Annotated in this window: 13 protein-coding genes; all 13 read left to right on the forward strand. The window is 59.7% G+C overall.

Going from position 1 to position 18,985, the window contains the following annotated elements; genetic code table 11:
- Positions 1-391: 391 nt before the first annotated feature.
- The 13 genes from MGLY_RS07920 to MGLY_RS07980 all read left to right on the forward strand — a co-directional run bounded on the left by MGLY_RS07920 (position 392) and on the right by MGLY_RS07980 (position 18,985).
- Positions 392-994: a DUF8196 domain-containing protein gene (locus MGLY_RS07920; RefSeq protein ID WP_156272866.1), complete on the forward strand. Its 603-nt coding sequence runs from the start codon at positions 392-394 to the stop codon at positions 992-994.
- A 99-nt stretch (positions 995-1,093) separates the two neighbouring features.
- On the forward strand, positions 1,094-3,088 hold the full coding sequence (uvrB, locus tag MGLY_RS07925; protein ID WP_156272868.1) for an excinuclease ABC subunit UvrB: 1,995 nt from the start codon (positions 1,094-1,096) through the stop codon (positions 3,086-3,088).
- 158 nt (positions 3,089-3,246) lie between these two features.
- Positions 3,247-6,996 (forward strand): UvrD-helicase domain-containing protein, encoded by a 3,750-nt coding sequence (locus MGLY_RS07930; protein ID WP_156272870.1) that lies wholly within the window; start codon positions 3,247-3,249, stop codon positions 6,994-6,996.
- Positions 6,997-7,354: 358 nt separating this feature from the next.
- Positions 7,355-8,026, forward strand: coding sequence for a DUF1638 domain-containing protein (locus MGLY_RS07935; protein ID WP_246187479.1), 672 nt, complete (start codon positions 7,355-7,357; stop codon positions 8,024-8,026).
- 254 nt (positions 8,027-8,280) lie between these two features.
- Entirely contained in the window at positions 8,281-11,196 is a 2,916-nt protein-coding gene (gene uvrA, locus MGLY_RS07940) for an excinuclease ABC subunit UvrA (RefSeq protein ID WP_156272874.1), read from the forward strand.
- Positions 11,197-11,212: 16 nt separating this feature from the next.
- Positions 11,213-13,054, forward strand: coding sequence for an excinuclease ABC subunit UvrC (uvrC, locus tag MGLY_RS07945; RefSeq protein WP_156272876.1), 1,842 nt, complete (start codon positions 11,213-11,215; stop codon positions 13,052-13,054).
- On the forward strand, positions 13,026-13,838 hold the full coding sequence (locus MGLY_RS07950) for a Cof-type HAD-IIB family hydrolase (protein WP_156272878.1): 813 nt from the start codon (positions 13,026-13,028) through the stop codon (positions 13,836-13,838). The genes uvrC and MGLY_RS07950 overlap by 29 nt, the downstream gene beginning before the upstream one ends.
- Before the next feature lie 3 nt (positions 13,839-13,841).
- The gene (locus MGLY_RS07955; RefSeq protein ID WP_156272880.1) at positions 13,842-14,576 is read left to right on the forward strand and encodes a PHP domain-containing protein; all 735 of its coding nucleotides are present in this window, start codon (positions 13,842-13,844) and stop codon (positions 14,574-14,576) included.
- 24 nt (positions 14,577-14,600) lie between these two features.
- Complete coding sequence (gene rapZ, locus MGLY_RS07960) at positions 14,601-15,500, forward strand: RNase adapter RapZ (protein WP_156272882.1); 900 nt, start codon at positions 14,601-14,603, stop codon at positions 15,498-15,500.
- An 8-nt stretch (positions 15,501-15,508) separates the two neighbouring features.
- The gene (locus tag MGLY_RS07965; protein ID WP_156272884.1) at positions 15,509-16,849 is read left to right on the forward strand and encodes a gluconeogenesis factor YvcK family protein; all 1,341 of its coding nucleotides are present in this window, start codon (positions 15,509-15,511) and stop codon (positions 16,847-16,849) included.
- Positions 16,850-16,865: 16 nt separating this feature from the next.
- A complete protein-coding gene (gene whiA / locus MGLY_RS07970; RefSeq protein ID WP_156272886.1) occupies positions 16,866-17,840 on the forward strand; it encodes a DNA-binding protein WhiA in 975 nt (324 codons plus the stop codon).
- Positions 17,812-18,396 carry an acyltransferase gene (locus MGLY_RS18465; RefSeq protein WP_156272888.1) on the forward strand — a complete coding sequence of 195 codons (585 nt, stop codon included), beginning with the start codon at positions 17,812-17,814 and terminating at the stop codon, positions 18,394-18,396. The genes whiA and MGLY_RS18465 overlap by 29 nt, the downstream gene beginning before the upstream one ends.
- Complete coding sequence (locus MGLY_RS07980; protein WP_156272890.1) at positions 18,386-18,985, forward strand: DUF1405 domain-containing protein; 600 nt, start codon at positions 18,386-18,388, stop codon at positions 18,983-18,985. Before MGLY_RS18465 ends, MGLY_RS07980 begins: the two co-directional genes overlap by 11 nt.

The following is an 18,985-nucleotide window of genomic DNA, read 5'->3' on the forward strand; positions in this document are numbered from 1 at the left end:
TTCACGGCGATTTTTGATGCGTCAGCACTGGAGGGCCGCCGGGACCCTGGTTGTAGAATTAAATCTAGCTTTATGATACAATTGTCCAGAAAGCGGAGTGAAAGCGGAGTGATCCCGGAGAGGGTCCCGGTCATGATGTTAAACTACACTTAACGGGTCGGCCGTCGTCTACCGGCGGGGGCAGAACAATGGTATTATAAAAAGTCGTGTGAGTAGGTATGATTAGATAAAAAAAGGCAATTCGTTGAGGTATAATAGAAGCAGGGCAGGAGAAATTTGAGTTATCCTGGACAGAGTCGCCGGTTGTTACGAAAAAGGCGTGCCGGGAGAGCTGCCGAGTTGGATGCTTAGTAGAGGGGTTATTTTTAGCCATGAAAGGGGGTTAGACGCGATGGCAACGGAATTTAGAGGTATAACTCCAGAATTATACCATGCTATTATAGCTATAGTTGATCAGCGCATGGCGGAAATCAAGGTTACCCGTGCAGATTTCGATGATCTCAAAGATGTAGTCAAAGAATTGGCCGAGGCTCAGAAGCGTACCGAGTATAAATTGGAGGAGCTGGCCGAGGCCCAGAAACGAACGGAAGCGGAATTGCAGCAGCTGGCGCGTCAGGTGGGTTCCCTTTCCGCTACAATGGGTTTTGGCCTGGAGGATATAGCCAGGGTGGTCCTACCCGGTTATCTGGAACGTAACCTGGGTGTAAAGATAGATAAGCTTACCAGGAAATATATAGATGCCGGCGGCGAACCGGTGGAAATCGATCTTTTTGGCTCCGGGACAAAAGCTGGACGACCGGTGACGGTGCTTGGCGAGGTAAAGGCACGCATCTACAGCCGGGAAGTAAAAACCTTTGCCCGTAAGGTTGCCAGGGTACGAGCATCACTCCAGGGCGAAATACTAAAAGTAATGTTCGGCTACCTGATTCACCCATCGGCGTCGGAATTAGCGACCCGGGAGGGGATAATCCTGGTAGCCTCGTATGAACGCTAAAAATAATTGCCTCAGGATACCATGTTCGCCGTTAGACCGGCCCGGGGTAGTATACCCCGGGCCGCTATGATATAATAGCTCCCGGAAGGGGGAAGCGCCATGCCGCCCTTTGTCCTGAAGTCAGACTACCAGCCGCGGGGAGACCAGCCGCAGGCCATTGCCGCCCTGGTGGAGGGGTTGCAGAAGGGTTACCGCCACCAGACCTTGCTGGGGGCCACCGGCACCGGCAAGACCTACACCATGGCCCAGGTCATCCAGGCAGTGCAGCGGCCCACCCTGGTCCTGGCCCCCAACAAGACCCTGGCGGCCCAGCTCTGCGGCGAGTTCAAGGAGTTTTTTCCCGACAACGCCGTCGAGTATTTTGTCAGCTACTACGACTATTACCAGCCGGAGGCCTACGTGCCCCAGACGGATACCTATATCGAAAAGGATAGCTCCATCAACGACGAGATCGACAAGCTGCGCCACTCGGCTACCGCCGCCCTCTTTGAGCGGCGGGACGTCATCATTGTAGCCAGCGTTTCCTGTATCTACGGCCTGGGCTCGCCGGAGGACTACAGCACCCTGATGCTCTCCCTGCGGGAGGGCCAGGAATACGACCGGGATGCCATTTTACGGAAGTTGGTGGACATCCAGTACAGCCGCAATGATTACGACTTCAAGCGGGGCACTTTCCGCGTCCACGGCGACGTGATTGAGATTTTCCCGGCTTCCTACCATGAGAAGGCCGTGCGGGTGGAAATGTTTGGCGATGAAATCGAGCGCCTGCTGGAGATCGATACCCTGACCGGGGAGGTCCTGGCCCGGCGCCGGCATGTGGCCATCTTCCCGGCCAGCCACTATGTGGTGGAAGAAGGCAAGATGGAGCGGGCTTTAAAAAGCATTGCGGCCGAGCTGGAGGAACGCCTGCAGGAACTGCAGCGGCAGGGGAAGCTCCTGGAGGCCCAGCGCCTGGAGCAGCGGACCCGGTTTGACCTGGAGATGATGCGGGAAGTCGGCTTCTGCAAGGGCATCGAAAACTATTCCCGCCACTTGACCGGCCGGGCGCCGGGGGAGCCGCCCTATACCCTGCTGGATTACTTTCCCGACGACTTCCTGTTGATCATCGATGAGTCCCATATCACCGTGCCCCAGATCGGCGGCATGTATGAAGGCGACCGTTCCCGCAAGCAGACTTTGGTAGATTATGGTTTTCGTTTGCCCTCGGCCCTGGACAACCGGCCCTTGACTTTTGAGGAGTTTTGCCGGCACATCAACCAGGTAATCTACGTCTCGGCGACACCGGGGCCATATGAACTGGAACACTCCCAGCAGGTGGTGGAGCAGATCATCCGGCCTACCGGCCTGGTGGACCCGGAAGTCATGGTGCGGCCTGTCAGGGGCCAGGTTGACGACCTGGTGGGCGAGATAAATAAGCGGGTGGCCCGAAATGAGCGCGTCCTGGTGACCACCCTGACCAAGCGCATGGCCGAGGATTTGACCGATTACCTGCGGGAACTGGGCATCAAGGTGCGTTACATGCACTCCGATATCGGCGCCATTGAGCGCATGGAGATCATCCGCGACCTGCGCCTGGGGGTTTTTGATGTCCTGGTGGGGATTAACCTGCTGCGGGAAGGGCTGGACCTGCCGGAGGTTTCCCTGGTGGCCATCCTGGATGCCGATAAGGAAGGCTTCCTGCGTTCGGAGCGCTCCCTGATCCAGACCATCGGCCGGGCCGCCCGCAACGCCAACGGCCAGGTCATCATGTACGCCGACACCATTACCGCCTCCATGCGGCGGGCTATAGATGAAACCAACCGCCGCCGCCAGGTGCAAATAGAGTACAACCGCCGGCACGGCATTATCCCCCGGACCGTCAGCAAACCGGTGCGGGATATTATTGAAACCGCGGTGGCCGAGGAACCGGCCAGGTACCAGGCGAGCCAATCCCAGGCTAAGGAAAAGAAAAAGGGCCAGTTTACGAAACGGGAGCTGAAGTCCCTCATCAGCCAGCTGGAGAAAGAGATGCGGGCGGCAGCCAAAAGGCTGGAATTTGAACGGGCCGCAGAACTGCGTGATGCCATCCTGGAGTTAAAGCTGCAGGCGGGTTAGCACTGAAAACCGCGCTTTTCCCATGTTTCGCGTTCCTTCCTGACATAGACGTCTATCTCTTCTTTGGTTTGGCCGTAGACACCCTTTAATGCTCCGGCCAGCAATGCAGTGTAACTTTTTTACAACTAACAAGTGGTTTTGACAAGAATGGGTGATTAATGTTGCCATTTATCGCCGATCTCCACGTCCACTCCCGTTACTCCCGGGCCACGAGCAAAGATGCCAGCCCGGAAAACTTCTACCGCTGGGCCCTTTATAAAGGCGTGACCCTGGTGGGCAGCGGCGATTTTACCCATCCGGCCTGGCGGGAGGAACTGCGGGACAGGCTGGAGCTGGCGGAGGAGGGCCTTTACCGCCTGAAGGAGGAATTCTGCCGGGCGGTAGAGGAAGATACCGACCCTGCCGGGCGACCTGTCGTGCGTTTTATCATCAGCGGGGAGATCAGCGCCATCTATAAAAAAGGCGGGCGCACCCGTAAAGTCCACCACCTCATCCTCCTGCCCGATCTTGAGGCAGCGGAAGCCCTCAGCCGCCGCCTGGAGGGCATCGGCAACCTCCATTCCGACGGCCGGCCTATCCTCGGCCTGGACAGCCGCCAGCTCCTGGAGATGACCCTGGAGGCCTGCCCGCAAGCCATCTTTATCCCGGCCCATATCTGGACCCCCCATTTCTCCCTCTTCGGCGCCAACTCGGGGTTTGACAGCATAGAAGAGTGTTTTGAGGACCTGGCCGGTTACATCTATGCCGTGGAAACGGGCCTTTCCTCCGACCCGCCCATGAACTGGCGCCTTTCCGCCCTGGACCGCCTTACCCTGGTTTCCAATTCCGATGCCCATTCTCCCCGCCACCTGGCCAGGGAGGCCAACATTTTCGACACCGAGCTTTCTTACCCGGCCATCCGCCGGGCCCTGCAAGAACGGGAGGCGGCCGGCTTCCTGGGAACATTGGAGTTCTTTCCCGAGGAAGGCAAGTATCACTACGACGGCCACCGGGCCTGCAATATTTGCTGGCCGCCGGCCCGGACGCAGGCGGCAGGTGGAATGTGCCCCGTCTGCGGCCGCAAGGTGACCGTTGGCGTGCTGCACCGGGTGGAGGTACTGGCCGACCGGGAAGAGGGGTTTCGCCCGGAGGGCGCCCGCCCTTACAAGAGCCTGGTTCCCCTGCCGGAGGTGCTGGCGTCAGCCCTGGGCACGGGTACCAATTCTAAAAAGGTCACCGCCCTTTACTTTGACCTGCTCCGACGCCTGGGCCCGGAACTGGTAGTGCTGCGGGAGGCCCCCCTGGAGGCCATCGCCCGGGTGGCCGGAGCATCGGTGGCTGAAGCCATCCGGCGCATGCGCGCCGGTGAAGTGGAAACCCGGCCGGGTTTTGACGGCGAGTATGGCCGGATCCTGCTGCTCCGGCCGGAGGAGAGGGAGTATTTCCTAGAGCAGGCCAGCCTGTTTGGGGAAGACGTAGAGATTGCTGCCGCAGCAGCTAAAAGTACCGGCCAGGCAAGGACAGCCGGGGAAAAGGCTAAACCCGGTAAGGCCGTAAAGGAGCACGCAGCGGCAAAAGGCAGCGATGCGGCAGCGCCGGCGAGGCGGTGGGCAGACCCGGACGGGTTAGCCGTGCCGGCAGGGGGAGGGGCGGTGCCGGCCATAGCAGCGGACCAAAACCAGCCGGCAGGCCCTGCCGGTGGGGAACCTGGTCCGGTTAAGACGGCAGCAGGCCCCGGGGTTCCCCTGGCCGGCCTCAATGAGGAACAGCGGCTGGCAGTCACCGCGGCAGCGGGGCCGGTTATTGTCCTGGCCGGGCCGGGTACGGGTAAGACCCGTACCCTGGTCCACCGCCTGGTCTACTTAATAGGGAGGCGAGGCATTGCCCCCAACCAGATTACGGCCGTCACCTTTACCAATAAAGCGGCCGCCGAAATCCGGCAGCGCGTGGTAGAACTCCTGGGGGAGGCCGGCGGGATTGAAGATTTAACCATCGGCACCTTTCACAGCATTTGCCTGGACCTGCTGCGGTGCCGGCCGGGACAGGACCGGGCAATGGCCTTTGCCTTTGCCGGCCAGGAGCAGCCCACCGTCCTTGATGAAACCGACGCCAGGAGCATCCTGGCAGAGATCCTGCAGGAAAGCGGCAAGGCCGGCTCCCGCCAGGCCCTGAAGCTGCAGCGGCAGATTTCCCTTCTTAAAAGCCGTGGCTTGCTTCCCCCATCCCCCGGGGTTCCTGAGGACCTGCGGCCGATTTACAGCGCCTACCAGGAGCGGCTGGCCGAATACGGTGTCCTGGATTACGATGATCTCCTGCTCCGGGCGGTTGAGTTGCTGGACGGTTGGATGGCTGCCGGGGAGGACACCCCGGAGGTTAAAAGGCTGCTGGCCCGGTTTACCTACCTCCTCGTTGACGAATTCCAGGACGTTAATCCGGTCCAGTACCGGCTGATCAGGCTCTGGAGCGGCGACGGCGGCAATCTTTTTGTCATCGGCGACCCCGACCAGGCCATCTACGGCTTTCGCGGGGCCAGTAACCGTTTTTTCCGGCAGCTCCAGGAGGACTTCCCGGCAGCACGGGTTTGCCGGCTAACCCGCAATTATCGCTCCACGCCCACCATCCTCCGGGCGGCTGCGGCCGTAATTGCCCATAACCAGAAGAATACCGGCCTGGAGGTTACCGGGGAACCACGCCTGGTAGCCAGTAAGCTCTCCCCGCAAAATGCTCACGGCAACACTGCTTTGCCTGGAGAGCAGGAGCTGGTGGCTGTCAGAAAAGATGGCCCGCCTGTCCTGCACCTGGAGGTCCCCGGCGAGATGGCTGAGGGCATCGCCATTGTCAGGGAGATCGGCCGCCTGGTAGGCGGCACGACCATGCTCCAGGCCCACGGCCAGGGAGGCATGGTACCGGTGGAAGTCCTGAGGGGCAGGGAAGGGGAAGCCCTCGGGTTTGCCGATATAGCCGTCCTGGCCCGGACGGGGCGCCAGTTAGAAACCCTGGAAGAATGTTTCCTGAAGGAGGGGATACCCTACCGGCTGGTAGGTCGCGAAAGCTTCCTGGAAGACCGGCCGGTACGGGAGGTCCTGGCCTTTTGCTGGTGCCTGGTCAACCCGGAAGACGATTTCCATATTTATCGCTGCCTCGGTGCGGGCCCCTTTGGCCAGGATAAAAGAGATATTGCCCTGGTCCGGGAGACGGCCAGGCAGATGCATTGCCCGGCCTGGCAGGCCATAGAAAGGTTAACGGCAGGCGAGGCGTCGCCAGGGGCAGCAGCCAGGAAGGGTTTGCTGGCCTTCAGGAATGCCGTGGCAACCTGGAGGACCATAATGCTTAAGGAACCTCCTGAGGGTCTCCTGGCCCGCTGGCTGGAGGAGCATAACCTCCAGGGAGTGGCCAGCATGAACCGCCTGCTGCGGGTGGCGGCGCGTTTTGACGACCTGCATGCCTTCCTGCGCGGGGTCGTCCTGGCCGGGGAAGCAGACCATGAGCGCTGGGGCAACAATGTTACTACCCCCGAAGCAGTAAGCCTGATGACCCTCCATGCCGCCAAGGGGCTGGAGTTCCCCGTGGTCTTTATTGCCGGTGTAGAAGATGGATTGCTGCCCCTTAAAGAGCGCCCTGGCATCGCTCCGGAGGGAGAAGATGTTCACGGGGAGCCTTCTCTAGTGATGAGCCCTACCCGGGGAAGCGGGGAAAGTTTGGCTGAGGAACGCCGCCTGTTTTACGTCGGCCTTACCCGGGCGCGGGATATATTGATCCTGGTATCATCCCGCAGCAGGGATTTCGCTGGTACAAAGATACCCGCCCGGCCCTCTCCTTTTCTCCTGGAAATACCTCCGGACTGCCTGGAGAAAAAGGTCTGGACTGGAAAGGCACGGGGGAAGCAGGGTGATGACGAAGGGAAATATAAGCAGCTGAGCCTGTTTTAAAAATGGGACTTTAAAACCAGCACCCTTAACGGAATTACCAGGTTAAGGAACGCATCCGGGTAGCGGCGCCGGGCGGCGGTTATATCTGCAGCAGCGCCAACAGCCTGCCCAGCTACGCCAGGCTGGAAAACGCCCTGGCTATGCGGGACGCCATTAAGAAGTATGGCAGGTATCCTATTGAGTTAGATTAGTCCAAGTGTGCGCTTAATGCGGGGGGCAATGCCCCCCGCTTAAGTTACATCTTTTTCCCGGCCGGATAAAAATACCCGGTCGTTTTTGTTTAAGGGTTCCCGGGGTTCGCTTATTTATAGTAATATGTTTATATAAGACTAGCATAGGGGGAGGGAACATCAATTTGATGCGGCGCATTATCGCCTGTGAAGTTTTGCGCTATGAAATGGAAAGCCTGGGCGTGCAGGCGGACGAAGCCATATTTTTAAAGCAGGGCCTGCACCGGACCCCGGACCTGCTGCAGGCTACCATCCAGGAAAATATTGATCAATTAGAAGCCGGGAGTTACCGCGGCAGGATTATCCTGGGTTACGGGCTTTGTGGTAATGGCATCGCCGGTCTTAAAACCAGGTACTGCGATTTGGTATTTCCTGGAGCCAATGACTGCATTGACCTCCTCCTGGGTTCCTGCCAGGCCCGCCAGGAAGATACTCTGAAGGGCTACGCCTACTACTTCAGCCCCGGCTGGGTCGCTTTCAGTGAGAACTCTTATACTGAATACCAGCGCTGCCTATCCCTTTACGGGGAGGAAACGGCCCGCTGGGTTATAGGCGAGATGCTCAAGGCCTATAAGCGGGTGACTTATATTGATACCGGACTACAGTCTGGTGAGGAAGATCGCCAGTTTGTCAGGTTATTTGCCACAACCTTTAATCTTATCCCGGATGAAATTCAAGGTAGCCTGGAGTGGCTGGCTCGCCTTTTACATGGCGAAGGTGACGATGTAATTAAGCTTGCTCCTGGAACGGCAATTGAGGCCGATAAACTGGGGCTGGCAGGGAATATTCTAAGCCAGTGACAGGGCGATCATTAGCGCCACCCATTTCCCCTTTAAAGCTAAGGCAGTAAGTAAACTGATTCCGCGACCGGGTAAATACCCGGTCTTAATTTTTGTACGCCCGGCCCCTCCACTCGGTAGCAGCATCCTGATTATTCCCTCCAGGTATGCCCTTACTGGCGTTTATGGTATAATACTGGCGAGAAGCAAGGTATTACCCTGGCCAGGTTTTACGCCTGGCGCTAAGCCCGGGGAATTTCCCGAGGGGGTATCTTATGGCCACTGATAAAATCGTCATCCAGGGGGCACGGGCCCACAACCTGAAAAATATTAACGTTACCATCCCCCGGGATAAACTGGTAGTCATTACCGGCCTGTCGGGGTCGGGGAAGTCTTCCCTGGCCTTTGATACCATCTATGCCGAGGGACAGCGCCGTTATGTCGAGTCCCTCTCTTCCTATGCCCGGCAATTCCTGGGCCAGATGGACAAACCTGACGTTGACGTTATCGAAGGACTATCCCCGGCTATTTCCATTGACCAGAAGACGGCCAGCCATAACCCCCGTTCCACAGTAGGCACGGTGACGGAGATTTATGACTACCTGCGGCTGCTTTTTGCCCATATCGGCCGCGCTCATTGTCCCCGGTGCGGCCGGCCCATTACGCCCCAGACGGTTTCCCAGATGGTGGACCGCCTGCTGGCTTACCCGGAAGGGACCCGTTTCCAGGTTATGGCCCCCATTGTCCGGGGCCGCAAAGGGGAGTACCGCAACGTCCTGGAGGAGATTCGCAAAGAGGGTTACGTGCGCGTCCGGGTGGACGGGGAAATCCGGGAAACGAGCGAGAATATCAATCTGGCTAAAAATAAAAAGCATACTATAGAGGTAATCGTGGACCGCCTCCAGGTGCGGCCGGGGGTGGCCGGCCGCCTGGCCGAATCCCTGGAAACGGCCTTGAAGCTCGCCGGCGGTATTGTCCTGATCGATATCGTCGGCCAGGAAGAGTTGCTTTTAAGCGAGAAATTCGCCTGCATCGAGTGCGGCGTCAGCCTGCCGGAAATCACGCCGCGTCTCTTTTCTTTTAATAATCCCTACGGCGCCTGCCCGGCATGTACCGGCCTAGGTGTAACTATGAAGGTCGATACCGACCTGGTCATTCCCGATCGCGACCTTACCTTAAGGGAAGGGGCCATAGCGCCCTGGAGCCGCAGCAATAACGGTTACCAGCAGATACTGGAGTGCCTGGCCGAACATTACGGTTTCAGCCTGGATGTGCCCGTGCGGGAGCTCAAGCCGGAGCACCTGCAGGTCATCCTTTACGGTTCCGGGCAGGAGCGCATCAAATTCCGCTACACCAACCGTTTTGGCGACCGGCGCACTTACGAAGCCCCCTTTGAGGGGGTCATCCCCAATCTCGAGCGGCGCTACCAGGAAACCCAGTCGGAGTGGGCGCGGGCGGAGATTGAAAACTATATGAGCCAGCAGCCCTGCCCGGCCTGCAAGGGGGCGCGGTTGAAACAGGAAGCCCTGGCCGTCCGGGTTGGCGGCCTTAATATCTGCGAAGTGGCGGCCCTTAATGTCCGGGCGGCGGCCGGGTTTTTGCGCAATTTAACTTTAAGCGAGCGCGAGGAGATAATCGCCCGCCAGATTTTAAAGGAAATCCAGGCCCGGTTGCAGTTTTTGCTGGATGTGGGCCTGGACTACCTGACCCTGGACCGGGCGGCGGCCACCCTCTCCGGGGGGGAAGCCCAGCGCATCCGCCTGGCCACCCAGATCGGGTCGCAGCTCATGGGCGTCCTGTACATCCTGGACGAGCCCAGCATCGGCCTGCACCAGCGGGACAACGCCCGCCTGATTGCCACTTTGAAGCGCTTGCGGGATCTTGGCAATACGGTCATCGTCGTCGAGCATGACGAGGATACCATGCGGGCCGCCGACTATATCATCGACATTGGTCCCGGGGCCGGGGAGCAGGGCGGCCGGGTGGTGGCGGCCGGTACCCCGGCAGAAGTAATGGCCAATCCCCGTTCCCTCACCGGCCAGTATTTGAGCGGCCGGCGGCGTATCCCGGTGCCGGCAAGGCGGCGCCGGCCGGGCGACAAATGGTTGACCGTTAAAGGCGCCCGCGAGCACAATCTGAAAAATATCGATGTCAGCTTTCCCCTGGGCCTGTTTATCGGCATTACCGGTGTTTCCGGCTCCGGCAAGAGCACCCTGGTCAATGAGATCCTCTACCGGGCCCTGGCCCAGCGCTTGAACGGTGCCCGGACCAACCCGGGGGCCTTTGCGGCCATTACCGGCACCGAGCACCTGGACAAGGTCATTGAGGTGGACCAGTCGCCCATCGGCCGGACGCCGCGCTCCAATCCGGCCACCTATACCGGTGTTTTTGACGACATCCGCGCCCTCTTTGCGGCCACCCCGGAGGCCCGCACCCGGGGCTACAAACCGGGGCGCTTTAGCTTTAATGTCAAGGGTGGCCGCTGCGAGGCCTGCGGCGGTGATGGTATTATTAAGATTGAGATGCATTTCTTGCCCGACGTTTATGTACCCTGTGAAGTCTGCCAGGGGAAGCGTTATAACCGGGAGACCCTGGCCATAAAATACAAGGGAAAATCCATTGCTGACGTCCTGGCCATGACTGTGGACGAGGCGGCGGAATTTTTTGCCGCCATTCCCCGCCTGCACCGGCGCCTTGCCACCCTCCAGGACGTGGGCCTGGGCTACATCACCCTGGGCCAGCCGGCCACCACCCTTTCCGGGGGGGAAGCCCAGCGGGTGAAACTGGCCGCGGAACTGGCCCGGCGCAGCACCGGCCGGACCATGTATATCCTGGACGAGCCCACCACGGGTTTGCACATGGCCGACATCGAGCGGCTGTTGAACGTCCTGCAGCGCCTGGTGGATGCCGGCAATACGGTTGTGGTTATCGAGCATAACCTGGATGTCATCAAGTCGGTGGACTATATCATCGACCTGGGCCCCGAGGGCGGCGAGGGCGGCGGCCGGGTGGTGGCCGCCGGCACGCCGGAAGAGGTCTGCCGGGTAGCGGAATCCTATACCGGCCAGTTCCTGGCCCCCGTCCTGGAGCGGGATAAAGAGAGGCAGGCGGGCCGGGACCTGGAAGGAAGCCCGGAGTACGGCCCTCCGGCGGGACATCAGGACCTGCCCCGGGTAGTAGGGCAGGAGTAGATGAGGAAGGGATACCATGGACCTGGAGGAGAAACTGGCGCGCCTGCCGGACCACCCCGGCGTCTACCTCATGCGCGATGCCAAAGGCGAGATCATTTACGTCGGCAAGGCCGCTTCCCTGAAAAACCGGGTGCGCTCCTATTTCCGCGGCCAGCACCAGCCGCGGACGCAGGTCTTAGTCAGCCATATTGCCGACTTCGAGTATATCCTGACGGATAACGAAGTCGAGGCCCTGATTCTAGAGTGCAACCTGATTAAAGAACACCGGCCGCGGTACAACGTCAGTTTAAAGGACGACAAAAGCTACCCGTATATCAAAATTACCACCCAGGAACAGTTTCCCCGGCTGCAGATCACGCGCTCCCTGGTCCGGGACGGTTCCCGCTACTTCGGCCCCTATACCAACGTGGGGGCTTTGCGGGAAACCTTAAAAATCCTGCGCGGCCTTTTCCCGGTACGCACCTGCCGGGAGACGCCCCTGCAGCACCGCAGCCGGCCCTGCCTCAACGCCCATATTAACCGCTGCCTGGCTCCCTGCAGCGGTACAGTCGACCCGGGGGCCTACCGGGAAGCGGTAGATAATGTTATCCTGTTCCTGGAAGGGAAGCATACCACCCTGGTCAAGGAATTAAAGGAACAGATGGCAGCCGCCGCCGAACGGCTGGAATTTGAAAAGGCAGCCAGGTTGAGGGACCAGCTGCGGGCGGTGCAGGAGGTCTGTGCACGCCAGAAAATTACTGACGCTGGCGGCGATGATGCCGATGCCGTTGCTTTCGCCCGGGAAGGGGAAGCGGCCCTGGGTCTCATCTTCTTCAGCCGGGGGGGTAAGGTTATCGGCCGCGACCATTTTTTCCTTACGGGGACAGAGGGCTTATCCCGGGCCGAAATTATGGCGGCCCTGCTGAAAGAATATTACAGCCGGGGAGTAGAAATTCCCCCGCAAATCCTCCTCCATGACGAACCGGATGACGCCGCCACCATCGCCCGCTGGCTGGGCCACCTGCGCGGCGGCCGGGTCGATTTAAAGGTACCCAAACGGGGTAGCAAGTTAAAGCTGCTGCAGCTGGTCCATGAAAATGCCGTCAGCCTCCTCCAGGAGCACCTCCTGGCCCGCCAGCGCCAGGAGGAGGGTGGCAAGGCGGCCCTGATGGAACTGCAACAGGTCCTTGGCCTGCCGCGCCTGCCGCGGCGCATGGAAGCCTATGATATTTCCAACTTCCAGGGGAACAGCCCGGTGGGGGCCATGGCCGTCTTTGTGGATGGCCGGCCGTTGACGTCGGCCTACCGCCGCTTCCAGATCAAGACGGTCAAAGGCCCCAATGACTTTGCCTCCCTCCAGGAGGTTTTAAGCCGGCGTTTTCACCGCGCCGCCGGGGAGGACCCGCGTTTTGCCGAGTTACCGGATTTCGTCCTTATTGACGGGGGCCTGGGCCAGCTTCATGCCGCCCGGGAGGTCATGGCGGCCATGGGTTTGACGTCAATTCCTACCTTTGCCCTGGCCAAGGAGGAAGAGCTGCTGTTCCGGGAAGGCAGCCCTGAGCCGGTTCGCCTGCCCCGGGATAGCCGCGCCCTGCAGCTCCTGCAGCACTTGCGGGATGAGGTGCACCGCTTTGCCATTACCTACCACCGCCAGAAACGGGAAAAGGGCGCCTACCGTTCGGTACTGGATGACATTCCCGGCGTAGGTCCCAAACGTAAAAAAGCCCTGCTGCGCCGTTTTGGGTCTGTTGCTAAGATAAGCGGGGCCACTCTAGAAGAATTAATGGCCGTAGAAGGGATGAACCGGGCGGTAGCAGCCCGCATCCTGGAAGGCCTGGGGAGGAAAAATAATGGGGAGAATCCGGCTGGTAGCCCTTGACCTGGACGGGACGTTGTTAACCGACGATTTAGTTATTGAGCCACGGGCTAAAGAAGCCATAAGGAGAGTCCGGGAAAGGGGCATAACCGTAACCCTGGCTACGGGGCGCATGTTCAGCTCGGCCAGGCCCTACGCCGTGGAGCTGGGACTGGATTTACCGCTCATTGTTTACCACGGCGCTCAGGTGCGCCACTCGGGGAGGGGGGAAATCCTTTTTGAACGCACCATTCCTTTACCCCTGTCCCGGTATTTAATAAAACACATTCGCGAATTTGGTTATGCCTATAACGTTTACCTGGATGACCGGCTCTATGTCGAAAGCATCCAGGCGGAGAACGAAGAATATGCCCGGCGGGCTGGGGTGGATTTACACCGGGTGGAGGATATGCTAACTTTTCTCCAGGAGGAGAAAAGAGAGCCCCTGAAGATCGTTGCCCTCCGTGACGGCCCGGAACTAGACCCCCTGGAAGCGGCCATCCGCCGGGACGTGGGGGAAGGGGTTTACCTCACCCGGTCACTGCCTCATTACCTGGAAATGCTCAACCCCGAGGTTAACAAGGCCCGGGGGCTCCAGGCCCTGGCGGAACTGGAGGGTATCCGGCCGGAAGAGATCATGGTTTTTGGCGATAGTTATAATGATCTCCAGATGTTCCGCTATGCCGGCCTGGCGGTGGCCATGGCCAACGCGCCGGCGGAAGTCCGGGCGGCCGCCGATTATGTCACCGGCAGCAATAACGATGGCGGTGTGGCCCGGGCCCTGGAGAAATTTATCCTGGGAGGTTGACCTGTGCTGCAGTCCTTCCGGGCTGATTACCATGTGCATACCCGGCGCAGCGACGGCCGGGCCAGTGCCAGGGATATGGTGGCGGCGGCCCGCCGGGCCGGGCTGGAAGAAGTGGCCCTGACCGACCACGGCCCGCGCAATATCGGGGTGGGCGTCAATGCCGCCGGCGTATTCTTACGCCTGAAAAGGGAAGTGGCAACCTGGGAGTCCCCGGGCATCCGGGTGCTGGTGGGTGCCGAGGCCAATATTGTCGGTTTAAACGGGGAAATCGACATCCCGGCCGCCGTTTACCGGCAGCTGGATCTCCTGCTGGTAGGGCTCCATCCCTATGTCCTGCCCTGGGATTGGCCAGCGGCCCGCGACCTGGTGCTGGCCAACCAGCTCCAGGGACGCAGCCGCCGCTGGCGGGCAAGGGCCGTGGAGGCCAATACGCGGGCTTTAATGGCGGCCCTGGAAAAGCACCCTGTCTTTTGCCTCACCCACCCGGGCCTGGGGATGCCGGTAGATATTGAGCCCCTGGCCCGGGCCTGTGCCCGCGCCGGCACCCTGTGGGAGGTAAATACCGGCCACCTCTACCAGCGTCCGGAAGAACTGGCCCGGGCAGCCCGCTGGGGGGTGAGGTTTGTCGTCAACAGCGACGCCCACCAGCCGGCCACTGTGGGCCGCCTGGAAGAGGGGTGGCAACTCCTGCGCGCCGCCGGGATACCCCCGGAGCAGGTAATAAACTTGCGTCATTGATGCTTTTTAAGGGAGGGGAGAGTAGTGACGGCAAGCAACTATCCACGTCTCGTCATTGTAACTGGCCTTTCTGGAGCCGGCAAGACCCAGGCCGTGCGCTGCCTGGAAGACCTGGGCTTTTTCTGCGTTGACAACCTGCCCCCCTCCCTGATACCTGGGCTGGTTGATCTCCTGGGGCAACCCGCCAAAGAAGGGGAAGGGATCAACAAGGTAGCCCTGGTTATGGACATCCGCGGCGGCCAGTTTTTCGACGGCCTGGAGGAAGCCCTGGCCTACCTGGATGGCCGGGGTATCCCCTACGAGATCCTTTTCCTGGAGGCGGCCGATGAAATCCTGGTGCGGCGTTATAAAGAAACCCGGCGCCGCCACCCCCTCTCCAGCGGCGGCCAGATTCTGGAAGGTATTATCGCCGAACGGCGGCGCCTGGAAGAGCTGCGGGGCCGGGCCAGCAAGATTATCGATACTTCCGAACTGACGCCGCGCCAGCTTAAGGAGCAGGTAAGCGAACTTTTTGGCGACAGCCGGCGGCAACTGGTGATTAACATTATTTCTTTTGGCTATAAATACGGCATTCCCCTGGATGCCGATCTGGTTATGGATGTGCGCTTTTTGCCCAATCCTTTTTATATCCCCGCCTTACGCCCCTTTACCGGCCATGATCGCTGTGTGGCTGAGTTTGTCATGTCTACCCCGGAGGCCCGGCAGTTTATCGAACAGTTTGCCGCCCTCCTGCGCTTCCTGATCCCCCATTACCAGCAGGAGGGCAAGTCCCACCTGGTCATTGCCATTGGCTGTACCGGTGGCCAGCACCGCTCGGTGACCCTGGCCAATAGACTGGGAGAAATACTCCGGGGCGATAATTACGACGTAGTAGTCAAGCACCGCGACGTAGTACGTTATCTGAGCAGCGGCAGCAGGAGGTAGGCAGGCGGGTGGAGGGTTTAAAGTGGCTTTACCCGGGTTTAAAGATTAAACGCTGGCTGCTGCTGGCTGCCGTGGGCCTGTTTTTGCTGGTTTCCGGGTTAACAGTTATCCTGGGGGTTACTTTATTAGCCTCGGCGGAAAGGGGCGTTACCTGGTTTATCCTCCATACCCTGGGGGCCCTGGGCTCGCCCTTGCTGGGCGGGGTGATGGCTGCCGGCCTGGGTCTGGCCCTGATTATTCTGGGGGTCCAGCGCCTGGCTGGTGCGGTTTTTAAAGTCCTGTTGCCCGGCAATACCTGTAACCCCTGGCAACTTTTTTACCGGCGCCAGTACCTGGCGAAAGGACCCCATATAGTAGCTATTGGCGGGGGTACGGGCCTGGCCGTCCTCCTGCGGGGGTTGAAAAAATACACCCGCAATCTCACGGCCATTGTCACCGTAGCCGACGACGGCGGCAGCTCCGGCCGCCTGCGCCAGGAGTTAAAAATTCCGCCACCGGGGGATATTCGTAACTGCCTGGTGGCCCTGGCCGATACTGAAAGCCTGATGGAGGATCTTTTCAGTTACCGCTTTTACCAGGGAGAGGGCCTGGCCGGCCACAGCCTGGGAAATCTGCTGCTGGCGGCTATGACGGATATGGCCGGTGATTTTGACCGTGCCATCCAGGAACTGGCCCGGGTGCTGGCGGTTGGCGGCCGGGTTATTCCTTCCACTACCAGCCATGTCGTCCTGGGAGCCGAACTGGCTGACGGTACCACCATCCTGGGGGAAAGCAATATCCCCCGGGCCGGCAAGCGCATTAAAAGGGTGTTTTTACAACCGGCCACCTGCCGGCCGCCGGCAGCCGCCCTGGAGGCTATACATAAGGCTGATGCCATCATTATCGGCCCGGGAAGCCTCTATACCAGCGTCCTGCCCAATTTACTTGTGCGCGGTTTGACTGAAGCTTTACGCCAGTCCCCGGCACCGGTGTTTTATGTCTGCAATATCATGACCCAGCCGGGGGAAACTGACGGCTATACAGTAGCCGATCACCTGCAGGCTCTTATTGATCACTGCGGCCCGGGCCTGGTGGATGTAGTTATTGCCCATCGCGGCCCTATTTCCCGCGGTGCCCTGCGGCGTTACGGCGAAAAGGGGGCGCGCCCGGTGCTGATTAACGGGCCGGCGGTGGCCAGGATGGGCGTTGAGCTCCGTACGGGCTGGCTGGTGGACGAGACCCATGTAGTCCGGCACCACCCTGAACGCCTGGCCGGCTTGATTATGGAAGAATTTTACCGCCACCATTCCCGGCGCCGGCAGCGCCTTATATACCTGGTCCGGGAGAAGTTTCGTAACCTGGCCCATTAACCGGGGGGCCGGATGGATGAACCGTACAGGAATAAAATATTCCGGAGTGGGGCTAATGGCGATATCCTTCTCCTTCGAAACCAAAGAAGAACTGGCCCGGGTAAAAAAACGGCGGCCCTGCTGCGCTGAGGCCGAACTGCTCGCCATTTTACGCCAGGGTAACCTGGCCGGTTTACCGGGGGAGGGGGTAATCCTGCTGGCAACCACCCACGCTGCCATAGCCAGGAGGGTTTACTCCCTGGCCAGGGCAGTGCTGGGCCTGCCGGTCAAAGTACAAACTGAGCGCCGGAGCGGTAAAGGCCGGCCGGTTTTTAAGGTTTTAACTCCGGCCGGGGTAGAAGCATTGCAGGCCTGGCTGGCCGCCAGGACCGGGGCGCCGGCGCACCAGTGCTGCCGGGCCGCCTACCTCCGGGGTACCTTCCTGGTAACCGGCTCCGTCAATAAACCATCGGCAACCCATCACCTGGAATTTCTCCTCGATGGGGAGGAGGAAGCTGCCCGCCTCCAGGAGATTATCCAGCAACTGGAACTCCAGCCCCGTCTCAGCCGGCGCCAGCGCGGGCTGGTCCTTTACCTGAAAGACAGCGAGCAAATTGTCCGGGCTTTAAGCCTCATGGGGGCCCACAGTGCCGTCCTGGCCTATGAGAACGCCCTCATCTTTAAAGAAATGCGTAACCGGGTCAACCGCCTGGTAAACTGCGAGACGGCCAACTTGAGCAAGACCGTAGAGACGGGTTTACGCCAGGCAGAAAATATCCGCTACCTGGTGGCCACCCTGGGCTGGGATGGATTACCTGCCGGCTTGCAGGAGATAGCTGCTTTACGTCTCCAGCACCCGGAAGCAAGTTTAAAGGAACTGGGGGAAATGCTGGTACCGCCGGTAGGGAAGTCAGGGGTCAACCATCGCCTGCGCCGCCTGGAATACTTAACCAGGCAGGTGCGGGCCCGGAGGGGGGAAATAGATGCGGCGCACGATAACCTACCCTGTTAACGGTCATAACGCCATGGCCTCCTGGCGCCGGGTTGCTCCTTTATGGCGGGTAGCCTGGAATTTTTTTTGGATTGAACTCAGCCGCTTTTTACCCTTTTTGCGCCTGAAAAGCTGGCTTTTACGCCACCTGGTAGGGATGGATGTAGCGCCGACGGCTGCCATAGGGGTTATGGCCATGCCGGATATCTTAAGGCCGGATCTCATTCATATTGGCCCCGAGAGTATTATTGGTTATAATGTCACTATTCTGACCCACGAGTTTTTACCCCGCGCCTACCGCCTGGGGGCAGTGGAAATTGGCGCCTGGGTTCTCATTGGAGCCAATGTCACCATTTTACCAGGAGTGCGCATTGGCGATGGAGCCATTGTTGGTGCCGGAGCGGTAGTTACCCGGGATGTCCCGGCAGGGACCATGGTCGGCGGCGTCCCGGCGCGGGTGATAGGCAGGTTGGATGGGGACACCCGGACATGTCGCCCGGGGCCGCCCCTTTCTCTGGAACAGGAAACTGCTCCCTGGAAGGAGATGACCGGTGGGGAGGAAAACAATGGGAAATAACTGGTTAAAACACCTTCTCTGGGAAGCGCCCTACCAGAACTGGTTCCTGGTTACCCTGGCGGTTATCAATCTCCTGGGGTCTATTTATGGTTACTACTGGTACCGGGAGCAACTGGCCAGTACTCCTTTAATATGGTGGCCCTTTACCCCCGATAGTCCCCTGGCGACAACCCTTTTCGGCCTGGCCCTGATCCTGGCATTCTACCGCCGGGAAAGCGGCCTGCTGCGGCTGGTGGCAGCAACGGCAGTGATCAAATACGGCCTGTGGGCGATGGTAATCATAAGTGATTACTGGCTGGCAGGTGCCCGGGTGACGGTGGTAGAGGCCGGCCTGTGGCTATCCCACCTGGCGATGATGGTCGAAGGCTTCCTCTTCCTGCGGCACTGGCCGGTCGCTCCCTGGCAGCTAACCCTGGTGGTCCTGTGGTTGGGGTTAAATGACTTCGTTGACTATGGCCTGGGGCTGCACCCCTATCTCTTCAGCCCCGGCCAGGAAAGCCTGGCCCTGGCAACGGCCGTGGGCTTGAGCCTGGCCTTAACCTTTTACCTGGCCCGGGCAATAAATTGGTCCCGCGGGCAGGAAAAATAG

This window comes from Moorella glycerini, assembly GCF_009735625.1.
GTDB classification, from domain to species: Bacteria; Bacillota; DSM-521; order Neomoorellales; family Neomoorellaceae; genus Neomoorella; species Neomoorella glycerini.

Coding starts and splice junctions, on each gene's coding strand:
- MGLY_RS07920 (WP_156272866.1), top strand. CDS start 392: ATGGCAACGGAATTTAGAGGTATAACTCCAGAATTATACCATGCTATT.
- uvrB (WP_156272868.1), top strand. CDS start 1,094: ATGCCGCCCTTTGTCCTGAAGTCAGACTACCAGCCGCGGGGAGACCAG.
- MGLY_RS07930 (WP_156272870.1), top strand. CDS start 3,247: ATGTTGCCATTTATCGCCGATCTCCACGTCCACTCCCGTTACTCCCGG.
- MGLY_RS07935 (WP_246187479.1), top strand. CDS start 7,355: ATGCGGCGCATTATCGCCTGTGAAGTTTTGCGCTATGAAATGGAAAGC.
- uvrA (WP_156272874.1), top strand. CDS start 8,281: ATGGCCACTGATAAAATCGTCATCCAGGGGGCACGGGCCCACAACCTG.
- uvrC (WP_156272876.1), top strand. CDS start 11,213: ATGGACCTGGAGGAGAAACTGGCGCGCCTGCCGGACCACCCCGGCGTC.
- MGLY_RS07950 (WP_156272878.1), top strand. CDS start 13,026: ATGGGGAGAATCCGGCTGGTAGCCCTTGACCTGGACGGGACGTTGTTA.
- whiA (WP_156272886.1), top strand. CDS start 16,866: ATGAACCGTACAGGAATAAAATATTCCGGAGTGGGGCTAATGGCGATA.
- MGLY_RS18465 (WP_156272888.1), top strand. CDS start 17,812: ATGCGGCGCACGATAACCTACCCTGTTAACGGTCATAACGCCATGGCC.
- MGLY_RS07980 (WP_156272890.1), top strand. CDS start 18,386: ATGGGAAATAACTGGTTAAAACACCTTCTCTGGGAAGCGCCCTACCAG.